Raw genomic sequence first — 13,921 nt, 5'->3', positions numbered from 1 at the left:
GGAACGTCGCCTCCGCGTCATGGCGGGGGCGGTCAGGCCGGCAGCGGCGAACAGGCCGATGACGACGAGGTGCGCGGTTCTTCTCATGCTGTCCCTCACTCGGGAGTGGCAGACGGCTCTGCCGCCCTGGGTTGATGACATCGCCTGGCAGGGCTGGGAGGGTTTACCCGGGGTCAGGTGGCGGCGGCGGTCAACCTGTGAGACCTCGCGGAGCGACTACGTGGCATGAAGAGGCAATCGAGCCAGGAACTGGCGCCCGACGTGGCCGTGGCCGGCGTGGACCGTGCCGGCACGGCCTCGCCCGCGCTGGCCGGCGCCGCGACCGAGCCGTTCGACGCGTTCTACCGGCGGGAGTTCACGCACCTGCTGGTGCTGGCCCGGGCGCTGGTCGGCGCGGCGTACGCCGAGGACGTCGCCCAGGAGTCGATGCTGGTGGCCTACCGGCGCTGGTCCACGATCGGCGGACTGCGCTCCCCCGCCGGCTATGTGCGGGGCATCTGCCTGCACAAGGCCGTGTCGGTCGTGCGCCGCAGAAAGGTCGAGCAGCAGGTGCTCGGTCGGCTCGCGCCGAGTGCCCCGCCCACCGACGGCCTGCCACCCGACAGCGAGCGCTTCTGGGCCGAGGTACGGCTGCTGCCCCGCCGGCAGGCCCAGGTCGTTGCCCTCCACTACGCGCTCGACCTGGCGGTGGCCGACGTCGCCGAGGTTCTGGAGTGCGCCGAGGGCACGGTCAAGGTGCACCTGCACCGGGCACGCGCCACGCTGTCCACGCGGCTCCGGGGCGAGGAGGAGGGACGATGAGCATCGACGACCTGGCCCGCGAGGCCTCGCGGGACCTGCGGGACGCGACCCGGCTCGATGTCGGGACGGCCTGGAACGAGCTCGGCCGGGTGGCGCGGAGCCGCCGTCGGGCCAGGGCAGCCGGCGCCGTCGTGGTCGCCGCACTCGTCGTCGCAGCCGCCCTGGGCATCCGCCTGGTGGATCCGACGGACAGCCGCGCCGTGAGCCCCGCAGGCAATCCGCCCTCCAGCGGGCTGCCGGCACCGACGGGACGGGACTGCCAGAACACCCAGATCTCCTGCGGTCCGGACCGGACGGCGACGATCGCGCTACGGGTGCCGTTGCACTGGACCGTGCCGCCCGGCTTCCACTTCCCCGCGTCGGGCAACGGGCCGACCCCGCTGACGGTCGAGTCCTACCGCGACGACGGCACTGAGGGCGTCAGCGTGGTCGAGGCGGCGCAAGCCGCCACGGCGGAGTCCGTCGCCCGTCCGGTGCTCGGTGTCACCTCGGCCCGGTCGCTGGCCCGCTGGATCTCGCAGCGGCCGTTCCTGGCGTCCTCGCCGGTGCGCGAGGAGCGGCTCGACGGCCGGCGCGCCTGGGTCGTCGACGTGCGGCTGCGGCCGGGCGCCGGCCCGGGGCCCGCGACGTGCACCGCCGGGATCCCGTGCCACCCCGTGCTGCTGGCCGAGGGCGACGTGTGGGGCGCCTGGCGCGGCATCGAGAGCCGCTACACCGTCGTCGACCTGCCAGGCGCGGGCACGACGGTCGTGTGGTCGTGGAACCTGACCGGTCACGCACCCGGGCCGACCGCCGACGAACTGGTCGGGAGCATCGGTTTCGGGTGACAGCCGCGCGGTCCGCCTCACGGCGTGCGACGGACCGCGTCGGGTCAACGCCTGGGCAGCACCGTGGTCCAACCGTCCTCGCGCCGGTCGAACCGGGCGGGGGCGCCGGACGCGTCGTCGAGGCCCACCTCGTGGGAGACGATGAACGACGGCTCCGCGCGCCCCTCGATGATCAGGTCGCGCAGCTCGGCGTTGTAGCGCCTGACTGGTGCCCGTGAAGCGACCCGACCCCGCGCGCACCCCGGGCCCCATCCTCGGCATGCGGGTCGTCGTCCACAGGTCTCCTCGCCAAATGACGCTGACCCGCCGTTAGTTAACGGCGGGTCAGTGTGGGGGTGTGGGTCAGTGGCCGTGACCGTGGCCGTGACCGTGACCGGCGCCCGCGGAGTCGTCGTCCTCCTCGGGCTTGTCGACGACGAGGGTCTCGGTCGTCAGCAGCATGCCGGCGATCGAGGTCGCGTTGACCAGCGCGGAGCGGGTGACCTTGACCGGGTCGAGGACGCCCTGGGCGACCAGGTCGCCGTACTCCTCGGTCGCGGCGTTGTAGCCCGTGCCGGGGCCGTTCTCGCGGACCTTGGCGACCACGACGTAGCCGTTGACGCCGCCGTTCTCGGCGATCCAGCGCAGCGGCTCGTCGGCCGCCTTGCGGACGATCCGGACGCCGGCGGCCTCGTCGCCGGTGAGCCCGAGGTCACCGTCGAGCACCGAGACCGCGTGGATGAGCGCGGAGCCACCGCCGGGGACGATGCCCTCCTCGATCGCGGCGCGCGTCGCGGAGACGGCGTCCTCGATGCGGTGCTTCTTCTCCTTGAGCTCCACCTCGGTGGCGGCGCCGACCTTGATCACGCACACGCCGCCGGCCAGCTTGGCGAGGCGCTCCTGGAGCTTCTCGCGGTCCCAGTCGGAGTCGGTGTTCTCGATCTCGGCCTTGATCTGGTTGACGCGGCCCTCGACCTCGGCCTTGTCGCCGGCACCGTCGACGATCGTGGTGTTGTCCTTGGTGATCACGACGCGGCGGGCCTGGCCCAGCACGTCGATACCGACCTGGTCGAGCTTGAGGCCGACCTCGGGGGCGACGACCTGGCCACCGGTGAGGGTGGCGATGTCCTGCATCATCGCCTTGCGGCGGTCACCGAAGGCCGGGCTCTTCACCGCGACGGCGTTGAAGGTGCCGCGGATCTTGTTCACCACGAGGGTGGAGAGCGCCTCGCCCTCGACGTCCTCGGCGAGGATGAAGAGCGGCTTGCCGGCCTGGATGACCTTCTCCAGCAGCGGGAGCAGGTCGGCGATCGCCGAGATCTTGCCCTGGTGCAGGAGGATGTAGGGGTCGTCGAGGACGGCCTCCATGCGCTCGGGGTCGGAGACGAAGTACGCCGAGATGTAGCCCTTGTCGAACTGCATCCCCTCGGTGAACTCCAGCTCGGTGCCCATGGTGTTGGACTCCTCGACGGTGATCACGCCGTCCTTGCCGACCTTGTCGAAGGCCTCGGCGAGCAGCTCGCCGATGTGGGAGTCGCGGCTGGAGATCGTGGCGACGGACGCCATGTCCTCCTTGGAGTCCACCTCGCGGGCCGCCTCGAGCAGGGCGTCGGAGACGGCCTCGGCCGCGGCGTCCATGCCGCGCTTGATGCCCATCGGGTTGATGCCGGCCGCGACCGAGCGCAGGCCCTCGTGCACCATCGCCTGGGCGAGCACGGTGGCCGTGGTGGTCCCGTCGCCGGCGATGTCGTTGGTCTTGGTGGCGACCTCCTTGGTGAGCTGGGCACCGAGGTTCTCGAAGGGGTCGTCGAGCTCGATCTCGCGGGCGACGGTCACACCGTCGTTCGTGATGGTCGGCGCGCCCCACTTCTTGTCGAGGACGACGTAGCGGCCCTTGGGGCCGAGGGTCACCTTGACGGTGTTGGCGAGCGCGTCGACGCCGCGCTCGAGGGAGCGGCGTGCGGACTCGTCGAACTCCAGGATCTTGGGCATGACTCTCCTACTGCAGGCTTACTGCGGGAGTGGCGGGGGAACGGGACCGGGTCGTGTGCCGGACAGCGCGCAGCAGCGCTCCGTCAGGCACACGACCCGGAGGAAATCAGGAGACGACCGCGAGCACGTCGCGGGCGGAGAGGATCAGGTACTCCTCGCCGGCGTACTTGACCTCGGTGCCGCCGTACTTGCTGTAGATGACCTTGTCACCCACCGCGACGTCGAGCGGAACGCGGTTGCCCTTGTCGTCGATGCGGCCCGGGCCGATGGCGAGGACCTCGCCCTCCTGGGGCTTCTCCTTGGCGGTGTCCGGGATGACCAGGCCGGAGGCCGTGGTCTGCTCGGCGTCGAGCGGCTTGACGACCAGGCGGTCCTCGAGGGGCTTGATGTTGACCGACACGATGTCGACCTCCACTTTCTCAACTGGCAGGGGCGGAGGAGCCCGGGCAGCCGGGTCGTCCTCCGGACGTTCGAGCCTGCGGTCGTGGTGTGCCGTCGCGGGGGTCGCACCGCGTCGCAAGCGCTGGCACCCTCGGGGCGAGAGTGCCAGATCAGACGTTAGCACTCGGCCCGAGCGAGTGCCAGCAGGGTCCCGCAGGGGCTCAGCCCAGGGGCGGCAGGGCCCGCCACTGCGCCCAGGTCAGGTCGCGGCCGACGTAGCGCGGGCGCTCCAGCGGCCAGTCGGCGGCGATCCACGCCGGCACGAACGCGTCGAGGGCGCGTTCGAGGTCGGTGCCGACGCACTCGTCGACCACCCACCACGAGATCTCGGCGTCGGCGCCGGCCTTCTCGGGCGGATCGATGTAGACGCAGCCGAGCAGCGCGGTCTCGTCGGCGTCGAGGAGCGCGTAGTTGAACGACTCGTGCGTCTCCATCTCGCGGGCGTGCCGGGCGAGGTCCTCGCGGTCCTGCTCGTGGGTCATCGTCGCCGGCGGCCACCCCCACGCCTCGCCGTAGATGCTCCAGAGGCGCGGCTGGGAGCCCATCACGGCGACCATGTCGAGGTCGGTGTCCTCGGGCCGGATCGGCCGCAGGTGGTGGCCGAACGCGACCGGCACGTGGCGGGGGTGGTCGAAGTCCGGTGGCAGCCAGGGGGTGGTCATGGGAGGAGTCTCCTTCGGGTGGGGCAGGGTCAGGCGACCAGGTCGAGGTCGCGGGCGAGGCCCGCAGCGGCCAGCCGCAGGCGCAGGGTGTCGAGCCCGCGGCTGGTGTTGGACTTGACGGTGCCGGTCGAGCACCCGAGCGCCGCGGCGGTCTCCGCGACCGACAGGCCCTCGTAGAAGCGCAGCACCACCGCTGCCCGCTGCCGGGCGGGGAGGCCGGCGACGAGCGGCCAGAGCGGCACCTCGGCGACGAGGGGCGCCGGGTCCGACCACGGGTCGGGCTCGGGCTCCGGCACCACGGCCGTCGCCCGCTCGTGGCGGTGGGAGGCCCGCCGGTACCAGCTGCGCTGCAGGTTCTCCATGGTCCGGCGGACGTAGGCCTCGGCAGCGCCGTGGTCGCGGATCGACGACCAGCGCGGCAGCACGCGGACCAGGGCGCCGTGGAGGAGGTCCTCGGCCCGATCGGGGTCGCCCGCGATCGCCCGCGCCGCCCGCAGCAGGGCCGGCCGGTGCGCGGTGACCCAGGCCGCGACGTCCACGGCGGCGTCGTACGTCGTGTGCTCAGTGGTGGTCAACGCGCCCTCCGGGGCCGGGGCGGCGAGGGTTCGCCGCAGGTGACCCCACCCTCGGCGGCGGCCGGTGCGGACCACCACCGACAGCCGCGAGTGTGCGGGAGGTGTACGGGTCAGCGTCCGGGCGTGGCCGGGCCCGCGGACGGCACCCGCCCCAGCACCAGCCCGGCGGCCTCCTCGGGCGCCAGCCCGCGCCCCGTGTCGAGCGCGTCGTCGTAGCGGTCGGCACCGAGGTGGCGGCGGGCCTCGGCGGCGGCGGCCGCGCCGGCAGCCGGGTCGGGCCGGTAGTAGCCGTAGCCCCGCGACCCCACCGCCTCGCGGATCGCCTGTGCCGCACCCAGCAGCAGCGGCACCCGGCCGAGCGTGCCCTCCGCGGCCTCGAGCACGGCGGTCGCGTCGAGCAGGTAGGCGAGGTTGGAGTGGTCACCGGTCTCGAGCGAGAGCCGCATGCCCTCCTCGAGGTGCCGGCGGGCCTCGCCCCGCCGTCCGCGTGCCATCTCGACCTGGGAGAGGTTGTAGAGGGCGATGTACGACGTGAGCCGGTCACCCCGGCGGCGTGCGGACGCCAGGCCCCGCTCGATGTGGGCGACCGCGGCGTCGAAGTCGCCCTCCAGCAGGTCGACCGTGCCGCTCCACACCAGCGACAGCGCCCAGGTCCACTCGCCCTCGTCGCCGGCCTCCTCGGCCGGCACCCGGGCCTCGGCGAACCGGGCGCGGGCCGAGACCAGGTCGCCGGTCGCGAGCGCGGCCAGGCCGGTGCCGGCGATGCCGTTGGCGAGGGCGGTCGGGTCGACGGCGTGCTCGACCGCCTGCTCCCACCAGCCCAGCGCGGCCGGTACGTCGTCCATGGCGAAGCGCATGGTGGCGGCCGCCAGCGAGGTGTGCGCCCTGCCCTCGGGCGGGACCCCGTGCGCGAGCACGGCCTCGCTGAGCCGGGCGCCGAGCGCGTGGTGGCCGCGCAGCCACCAGTACATCCACAGCGACCAGCAGAGCCGCCCCGCATCACCCGACTCCCCCAGCGCCAGCGACCGCTCGACGGCCGCGGTCAGGTTGGGGTGCTCGGCGTCGACGCGGCCGAGGGCGTCGACCTGCTCGCCGCCGCAGTAGCGGGGCGCGGCCTCCTCGGCGACGGCGAGGTAGTGCGCCGCGTGGGCGCGCACGGCGGCCTCCCAGTCACCGGCCTCCTCGGCGCGCGCCCGGGCGTACTGCGCCACGGGGTCGAGCAGCCGGTGGCGGGTGCCGTCGGCCCCGCCCTCGCTCACCACGAGCGACTGCTCGGCAAGCGCCTCGAGCCCGAGCAGCACGTCACCGCTGTCGCCGAGCCCGGCCCGGCCGGCGGTGCCCTCGAGGTCGTCGAGCCGGAAGCCCCCGACGAAGGCGGCCAGGTGGCGCAGCATCGCCTGCTCGTCGGCTCCCAGCAGGCCGTAGCTCCAGTCGAGCGTCGCGCGCATCGTGCGCTGGCGGGCAGGCAGGTCGCGCGGCCCCTCGGGCAGGGCGTCGAGACGGGCGAGCAGGCTGGGCGGGTCGAGCAACCGGGCGCGAGCGGCCGCGAGCTCGAGGGCGAGCGGGATCCCGGCCAGCCGGTCGCAGATCGCCTCGACCGCCGCGTCGTCGTGCTCGCCCCGGCCCCAGCCCGGGCTGACGGCCTCGGCGCGCGAGCGCAGCAGCTCGACGGCGGGCGGGCCGGGCAGGGGCTCGACCGCGAGCTCGACCTCGCCGCGCACCCGCAGCGGCGCCCGGCTCGTCGCGAGCAGTGTCAGCCCCGGCGCCGCCTCGACGAGCGACGCCAGCGCCGGGGCGGCGTCGAGGACGTGCTCGAGGTTGTCGAGCACCAGCAGCTGCCGGCTCTCCTGCACGCGCGCGAGGACCGCGGCGTACGCGTCGGGGCCCGGCTCGGCGTCGACGGCGTCGGCCAGCGCCGTCATCACCCCGGCCGCGTCGGCGACCGGTGCGAGGGCGACGAAGCGCGCACCGTCGGCCCAGGCGTCGGCGACGGCCGCCGCGACCGCCAGGGCGAGGCGGGTCTTGCCCACGCCCCCGGTGCCGGTCAGCGTCACCAGGCGGTGCTCGCGCAGCAGCTCGGTCGCGCGGGCGAGCTCGTCGTCGCGCCCGACGAGCGGGGTGGGCGGCACCGGCAGCAGCCCGCGCCGCGCGCCGGGCACGGCGTCGGTGCGGCTCGGCGCCCGCCGAGCGGGGACGGCCGCCACGAGGGCGGCGCGCTCGTCCTCGCTCGCGCCCAGCGCGTCGGCGAGCGCGCGGACGGTGTGGGGGTAGGGGCGGGTCCGCGTGCCGCGCTCGAGCGCGCTCACCGCGTGGCTGCTGAGACCGGCCCGGGACGCGAGCTCCTCCTGCGACAGGCCGGCCCGCTCGCGCAGCGCGCGCAACCGCTCGGCGAGCTCGCCGCGTGCGCTCACACGTGTGCCCCTTCCGCCCCCGACCTGCGACCCCGACCCGGCCGCGAGTGTACGACGAGCGAGCGCCCCGCGGGAGGCCTCACGACGGGCTCTGCGAGGATCGCCGGATGGACCTCGAGGCGTTCCGCTGGCTGCTCACCGACGAGGGTGGCGAGCTCCTCGAGCGGGCCTCCGCCCTGGCGGCCTCCGAGCCCGAGCTCGCCGCGCAGACCGAGCTGCGTCGTACGACGCCCGGCACCGATGACGAGCGGGCCGCGCGGGTGGCCGCCGCACTGACCCAGGTCGAGCTGCGCCGGCGTGCGGAGCCGAAGTTCGGTGACCTCGCGCCCCGGCTGTGGTTCACCCCCGACGGCCTCGAGCAGGCGACCCGACGGCCCGTGGCCGCCCACCGGGCGGCACGGTTCGCGGCCGCCAGCGCGTCCACGGTGATCGACCTCGGCTGCGGCATCGGCGGCGACCTGATGGCGCTCGCGGAGGCCGGGATCACCTGCGCGGGCGTCGACGTCGACCTCCTGCGGGTGGAGGTCGCCCGCGCCAACCTCGCCGCCCTCGGCCTCGCCGGCGCGGTGCAGGCCGCGGACGCGACGCAGGTCGACGTGACGCCGTTCGACGCGGCGTTCGCCGACCCCGCCCGCCGCACCGCGCGCGGCCGCACGTTCTCGGTCGAGGACTGGACGCCCCCGTGGTCGTGGGTCGAGGACCTGCTGCGCCGCGACGCCTGCGTCAAGACCGCACCCGGCATCCCCCACGACCTCGTGCCCACGGGCGTCGAGGCCGAGTGGGTGAGCGTCCACGGCGAGGTCAAGGAGGCCGCGCTGTGGTCCGGCCGCCTCGCCACCACCCGCCACCGGGCGACCGTGCTCGGCAGCACCGGGCTGGCCACCCTCACCAGCGAGGACGACCCGGGCGGCGAGGTGCGCGCGCTCGGTCGCTACCTCTACGAGCCGGACGGTGCGGTGATCCGGGCCGGGCTGGTCACCGCGGTCGCCGCCGGCGTGCACGGCTGGCTGGTCGACGAGCACATCGCGTGGGTCAGCAGCGACGACTCGTTCCGCACGCCCTTCGCCAAGGCCTACCGGGTCGTGGAGCAGCTGCCCTACCGCGAGAAGGCGCTGCGGGCCGCCCTGCGCGACCGCAACATCGGCACGCTGACCATCAAGAAGCGCGGCGTCTCCGTGGTGCCCGAGCAGCTGCGGGCCCGGCTCGGCCTGCGCGGAGACCGCAGCGCGACGCTCGTGATGACCCGGGCTGCCGGGCACGGCATCGCGCTGCTCGTCGAGCCCTTCTGAGCCGGTCGCGATCCCGGGTCGCCCGGTCTCAGACCGACACCTCGGCCATGCCGTCGCCCACGGCCGGGGCCGCGGAGCCGGCGAGGTAGAGGCGGGCCAGCGGGTGCCCGCGCAGCGGCACGGCGAGCTCCTGCCACGTCTCGGCGACCACCGACGGGTCGGCACCGCGCCGGGTCAGCACCTGCTCCATCCAGTCGCGGACCTCGATCATGATCGTCTCGTCGCCGGTCACCAGCGCGGAGGCGAGGCAGCCGAGCACGTGGTCGAGGTGGTCCTCGAACTCACGCCACCAACCGGGCCGCTCGCCGTCGCCGAGGTGCCGCTGGGCGACCGCCCGCCCGACGTACGGCGCGATCTCGTGGCGGTACTCCACGATCCAGGCGGCCTCGACGTCGGCCTCGGTGGCCGGCGGCGGCGTCGACACGGGCATCCGCTCGGGCAGCTCGCGCAGCAGCCGGACGACGTCCTCGACCGACTCGGCGTACGCCGCGGCGCCCAGCGCGCGGGCACGTCGACCGTCCCCGCCGAAGGCCTGGCCGCCGACGACGACGGGGATCCCGATCGCCCCGATGCTGCCGAGCAGCGGCTTCTGGCTGCCCAGCGACGACGTCAGCGAGGCGCTGAACAGGACCGCCCGGGGCTTGAGCAGCAGCACCTGGCGCAGCAGGTCGCCCGGCTCGGGGTCGCCGCCGACGTAGGTGACGCGGTAGCCCGAGGCCGCCAGCCCCTCGGCGATCACGAGGGCCGGCAGGGCGTGCCGCTCCCCCTCGAGGCAGGAGACGACGACCAGCGGCTGGCCCGGCTGCGGCGCCGGCGCGAACGACCCGAGCCAGTGCACGAGGCCCTCGTTGATCGCGGTCGCGGCGTGCTCCTGGGAGACGCTCCACCGGTCGTCGAGCCACAGCTCGCCGATCCGGGCCTGAGCCGGCACGACGAGCTCGTCGATGACCTGGCGCGACGTGACGCCCTCCGCGGTGAGCCGCTTGACCACCTCGAGGGCGGCGTGCCGGTCGGCAGCACAGAGCGCTCGCCAGTACTCGTCCCAGGCTGCGTGCACGTGATCCCCCACGGTCGGTTCCCTCGTGCGGCGGCGGTTTCACCGATCGGGGCTGGCGCCCAGTGAACCAGCCGGTCCCCGGCGACACCAGACCGGCTGTCCACCCCCGGCCCGGCGACCGGCCCGGCGACCGGCCCGGCGACCGGCCCGGCGACGGGTCAGCCGGCGCCGTCGAGCGCCGCTCGCTCGGCGGCGATCGTGGTGTCGTCCCCGTGCCCGGTGTGCACGACCGTCTCGCCCGGCAGGCCGAGCAGGCGCGAGCGGATCGACTCCACGATCAGGTCGGCGTCGCTGAACGACCGCCCCGTCGCACCGGGGCCGCCCTGGAAGAGCGTGTCCCCGGTGAAGACGCAGCCCAGGTCGGGGGCGTGGAAGCACACGGCGCCCGGGGCGTGGCCGGGCGTGTGCAGCACGGTGAGCGTCGTCCCGGCCACCGCGAGGTCCTGGCCGTCGGAGAGGTCGACGTCCCAGAGGTGGTCGGGGTGGGTGAGCTCCCACAGCGGGCGGTCGTCGGGGTGCAGCAGGATCGGCGCGCCCGAGCCGCCGTTGACGCTCTCGCGCAGCGCCGGGGCGACCCGCACGTGGTCGTCGTGCGCGTGGGTGCAGAGGATCGCGCGCACCGTGCGGTCGCCGACGACCTCGAGGATCGCGTCCACGTCGTGGGGCGCGTCGATCACCACGCACTCGTCGTCGTCCCCGACGACCCAGATGTTGTTGTCGACGTCGTAGGTCTCGCCGTCGAGGCTGAAGGTGCCGCTGACGACGGCGTGGTCGATGCGGGCCGCCATCAGAAGACCACGACGGAGCGGAGGACGTCGCCGTGGTGCATCTTGTCGAACGCCGCCTCGACGTCGTCGATGCCGATCTCCTCGGAGACGAAGGCGTCGAGGTCGAGCCGCCCCTGCTGGTAGAGGTCGACCAGCATCGGGAAGTCGCGCGAGGGCAGGCAGTCGCCGTACCAGCTCGACTTCAGCGCGCCGCCGCGGCCGAAGAAGTCGATGAGCGGCAGGTCGGGCACCTTCATGTCGGGCGTGGGGACGCCGACCAGGACCAGCGTGCCGGCCAGGTCGCGGGCGTAGAACGCCTGCTGCCAGGTCTCGGGCCGGCCGACCGCCTCGATCACGACGTCCGCGCCGTCGGCGCCGTCGTAGTACTCCGCCGCGATCTCCTTGATCCGGGCGACGGGGTCCTCCTGCGACGAGTCCACGGTGTGCGTGGCCCCCATCTTCCGCGCGGCCTCGAGCTTCTTGGCGTCGATGTCGACCGCGATGATCGGCGACGCACCGGCCAGCGCGGCGCCGGCGACCGCGGCGACGCCGACACCGCCGCACCCGATGACGGCGGCGGACTTGCCGCGGGTCAGCGCGCCGGTGTTGATCGCGGCGCCGAGGCCGGCCATCACGCCGCAGCCGAGCAGGCCGGCCGCCGCCGCGCGGGCGCTCGGGTCGACCTTGGTGCACTGCCCGGCGGCGACGAGGGTCTTCTCGGCGAAGGCGCCGATGCCAAGGGCCGGGGACAGCTCGGTACCGGCATCCGGCCCGTCGGCGAGCGTCATCTTCTGGGTCGCGTTGTGGGTGGCGAAGCAGTACTGCAGGTCGCCGCGCTTGCACGCCCGGCACTGGCCGCACACCGCGCGCCAGTTGAGCACGACGAAGTCACCCGGCTGCACGCCGGTCACCTCAGGACCCACGGCCTCGACCACGCCGGCCGCCTCGTGGCCGAGCAGGAACGGGAAGTCGTCGTTGATGCCGCCCTCGCGGTAGTGCAGGTCGGTGTGGCACACACCGCAGGCCTGCACCTGCACGAGCGCCTCGCCCGGGCCGGGATCGGGCACGTTGATCGTGACGACCTCGACGGGCGCGCCCTTGCTTCGGGCGACGACGGCACGGACCTGCTGGGGCATGGGGCACTCCTGCTGCTGGGGGCTGGCTCGGGGGTCGCGGCCACCCTAGTGACGTCGTGGCTGCCGCGGGAGGGGCGACGCGCACCCCGCCAGACGGGTCGTGTGCCCGAGAGCACCCCCGGGGGTGGTCACAGGCACACGACCCGTCGGTCGGCGATTGCAACCTTCCCCCGCGCGTCTGCGTCTTGGTCGCGGACGAGCTGGAGGAGGATCCGATGCACGCACTCACCGGAGCGGGGGTGACCATGGCCGGACAGACCCGTGAGGAACGCCGCGACGCCGAGTTCGCGGCGTACATGCAGGCGCGACAGCCCTCGCTGCTGCGCACGGCGTACCTGCTCTCGGGAGACCGGCACACCGCCGAGGACCTCGTGCAGACCGCGCTGGCCAAGCTGTACCTCTCGTGGGACAAGGTGCAGAGCCGCGACTCGGTGGACGGCTACGTCCGCCGGATCCTGGTGAACGAGAACAACTCGCTGTGGCGCCGCGGCTGGAAGCGGCGCGAGCACGCCACCGAGGTCGTGCCCGAGGTGGGGCGGCACGAGGACAGCTACGACGACGGCCGGGGCGCTGCGCTCTGGGACGTCGTGCAGACCCTCCCGCGCAAGGCGCGCGCCGTCGTCGTGCTGCGCTACTACGAGGAGCTCAGCGAGGCCGAGACCGCGGCGGTGCTCGGCATCTCCGTCGGGACCGTGAAGTCCCAGTGCAGCCGCGCGCTCGCCACCCTGCGTGAGCGAGCCCCCCAGACCCTGGACCCCCGCAACCGCGAGGAGGACGTGCGATGAACAGCGCGGACGAGCTCGAGCGCCTGCTCGGGCAGCAGCTCCACCAGCAGGTGGACGGCATGACCGACGCCCCGATCGGGCTCGGCGACGTGAAGGGCCGCGCGGGCCGGATCCGGCGCAACCGCCGGATCGCCGGCGGGGTCGCGGTGGCCGCCGTGCTGGCGGTCGCCGTGCCGACGGCCCTGCTGGTCGCCCCGGGCACGACGAGTGCTGACCGGGTGTCGCCGGCCAACCCCGACAACGGCCCAACGCAGACCGTGCTCACCCTCGACGGTCTCGCGACCGGCGGCTCGCCGCTGATCGAGTACTTCGACGACCAGGGCGTGGTGATCCCCACGCAGGGCCAGGTGCCGCTCGACGAGCCCTACCAGGCGCTGATCGAGGTGCCGGCCGACGGGACGTGGCTGGCCCTGAGCATCAGCACCGACGACCTCGTCTACCTCGACGGCGACTTCCAGCGGCAGACGTCGACGAGGATCACGCAGCGGCTCGTCAGCAACCCCGACCGCTCGGCGGTGGCCTTCGTGGCGCCCGAGGCCGGGGCGCAGACCCTGCTGGTCCGCTCCACCACCGACGTCGAGGGCGGCCAGGCGTGGGACTTCCCCGAGCTCCCGGTCGTCCAGCCCGTGGACTTCGCCGGGAAGGACACCGTGGTGTACCAGAGCACCGACGACCGGGGCCGCCAGGAGATGGGGCTCGCGCTGCCCGACGGGACCACCGAGGACTTCGGCGGAGGCTTCGTGAAGGCGATCTCCGCGAACCCCGGCACCGGCCTCGTCGCGGTCCAGACGAAGGCGAACGACGACGGCAGCGGGTGCTTCGGCGTGGTCGACACCGCCGCCAGCCTGTCGGCAACGGTCTGGGACACCTGCGACTACTCCCTGAGCGCGTTCAGCCCCGACGGCACGTACGTCCTGGCCTCCGACGCCTACCTGTCCGGCGAAGGGCCGACGTCCCTGAGCATCCTGGATGCCCGCGACGGGAGCCTGGTCGCCTCCTTCACTCAGGAGCGTGGCGGACAGCTCGTCCTCGCGCAGGTGGCGTGGGAGACGGACGACACCGTCCTCGCACTGGCGCGGGACGGGGTCGACAACGCGATCATCCGGATGGGCGTCGACGGGAGCATCGAGCAGGCCGTCGCCACCGCGCCCACCCAGGTGGACACGCCCTACTACCTGGGCGCCGACCGGCTCCGGTGA

General features: G+C 74.2%; 13 protein-coding genes. 5 read left to right on the top strand and 8 right to left on the bottom strand.

The window, feature by feature from the left end:
• Window positions 1-225 precede the first annotated feature (225 nt).
• Window positions 226-801: an RNA polymerase sigma factor gene (locus ACFPGP_RS04700; protein WP_378587538.1), complete on the top strand. Its 576-nt coding sequence runs from the start codon at window positions 226-228 to the stop codon at window positions 799-801.
• Window positions 798-1,628 (top strand): hypothetical protein, encoded by an 831-nt coding sequence (locus ACFPGP_RS04695; protein ID WP_378587536.1) that lies wholly within the window; start codon window positions 798-800, stop codon window positions 1,626-1,628. Before ACFPGP_RS04700 ends, ACFPGP_RS04695 begins: the two co-directional genes overlap by 4 nt.
• Before the next feature lie 342 nt (window positions 1,629-1,970).
• Here the strand turns inward: ACFPGP_RS04695 and groL are convergent, their stop codons facing one another.
• The 5 genes from groL to ACFPGP_RS04670 all read right to left on the bottom strand — a co-directional run bounded on the left by groL (window position 1,971) and on the right by ACFPGP_RS04670 (window position 7,688).
• Window positions 1,971-3,599 carry a chaperonin GroEL gene (gene groL, locus ACFPGP_RS04690; RefSeq protein WP_378587533.1) on the bottom strand — a complete coding sequence of 543 codons (1,629 nt, stop codon included), beginning with the start codon at window positions 3,597-3,599 and terminating at the stop codon, window positions 1,971-1,973.
• A 106-nt stretch (window positions 3,600-3,705) separates the two neighbouring features.
• Window positions 3,706-3,999 (bottom strand): co-chaperone GroES, encoded by a 294-nt coding sequence (gene groES / locus ACFPGP_RS04685; RefSeq protein ID WP_378588095.1) that lies wholly within the window; start codon window positions 3,997-3,999, stop codon window positions 3,706-3,708.
• Between the two features lie 202 nt (window positions 4,000-4,201).
• A complete protein-coding gene (locus ACFPGP_RS04680) occupies window positions 4,202-4,702 on the bottom strand; it encodes a GNAT family N-acetyltransferase (protein ID WP_378587531.1) in 501 nt (166 codons plus the stop codon).
• Between the two features lie 29 nt (window positions 4,703-4,731).
• The gene (locus ACFPGP_RS04675; RefSeq protein WP_378587528.1) at window positions 4,732-5,277 is read right to left on the bottom strand and encodes a SigE family RNA polymerase sigma factor; all 546 of its coding nucleotides are present in this window, start codon (window positions 5,275-5,277) and stop codon (window positions 4,732-4,734) included.
• A 110-nt stretch (window positions 5,278-5,387) separates the two neighbouring features.
• On the bottom strand, window positions 5,388-7,688 hold the full coding sequence (locus ACFPGP_RS04670; protein WP_378587525.1) for an ATP-binding protein: 2,301 nt from the start codon (window positions 7,686-7,688) through the stop codon (window positions 5,388-5,390).
• A 107-nt stretch (window positions 7,689-7,795) separates the two neighbouring features.
• Between ACFPGP_RS04670 and ACFPGP_RS04665 the strand changes: the two genes are divergently transcribed.
• Window positions 7,796-8,977 carry a class I SAM-dependent methyltransferase gene (locus tag ACFPGP_RS04665; protein WP_378587523.1) on the top strand — a complete coding sequence of 394 codons (1,182 nt, stop codon included), beginning with the start codon at window positions 7,796-7,798 and terminating at the stop codon, window positions 8,975-8,977.
• Window positions 8,978-9,005: 28 nt separating this feature from the next.
• On the opposite strand, the gene ACFPGP_RS04660 is transcribed toward ACFPGP_RS04665, so the two are convergent.
• The 3 genes from ACFPGP_RS04660 to ACFPGP_RS04650 all read right to left on the bottom strand — a co-directional run bounded on the left by ACFPGP_RS04660 (window position 9,006) and on the right by ACFPGP_RS04650 (window position 11,937).
• Window positions 9,006-10,034, bottom strand: coding sequence for a cobalamin B12-binding domain-containing protein (locus ACFPGP_RS04660; protein ID WP_378587520.1), 1,029 nt, complete (start codon window positions 10,032-10,034; stop codon window positions 9,006-9,008).
• 158 nt (window positions 10,035-10,192) lie between these two features.
• Window positions 10,193-10,822 (bottom strand): MBL fold metallo-hydrolase, encoded by a 630-nt coding sequence (locus ACFPGP_RS04655; RefSeq protein WP_378587518.1) that lies wholly within the window; start codon window positions 10,820-10,822, stop codon window positions 10,193-10,195.
• Window positions 10,822-11,937, bottom strand: a complete 1,116-nt coding sequence (locus tag ACFPGP_RS04650) for an S-(hydroxymethyl)mycothiol dehydrogenase (protein WP_378587515.1) — start codon at window positions 11,935-11,937, stop codon at window positions 10,822-10,824. The genes ACFPGP_RS04655 and ACFPGP_RS04650 overlap by 1 nt, the downstream gene beginning before the upstream one ends.
• A gap of 215 nt (window positions 11,938-12,152) precedes the next feature.
• Here ACFPGP_RS04650 and ACFPGP_RS04645 point away from each other — a divergent pair, with 215 nt between their 5' ends.
• Complete coding sequence (locus ACFPGP_RS04645; protein WP_378587512.1) at window positions 12,153-12,722, top strand: SigE family RNA polymerase sigma factor; 570 nt, start codon at window positions 12,153-12,155, stop codon at window positions 12,720-12,722.
• A complete protein-coding gene (locus tag ACFPGP_RS04640; protein ID WP_378587509.1) occupies window positions 12,719-13,921 on the top strand; it encodes a hypothetical protein in 1,203 nt (400 codons plus the stop codon). The genes ACFPGP_RS04645 and ACFPGP_RS04640 overlap by 4 nt, the downstream gene beginning before the upstream one ends.

The sequence above is a fragment of the Nocardioides taihuensis genome, assembly GCF_042657275.1.
Taxonomy (GTDB): Bacteria; Actinomycetota; Actinomycetes; order Propionibacteriales; family Nocardioidaceae; genus Nocardioides; species Nocardioides taihuensis.
This window is presented reverse-complemented; position numbering and strand designations above follow the sequence as displayed.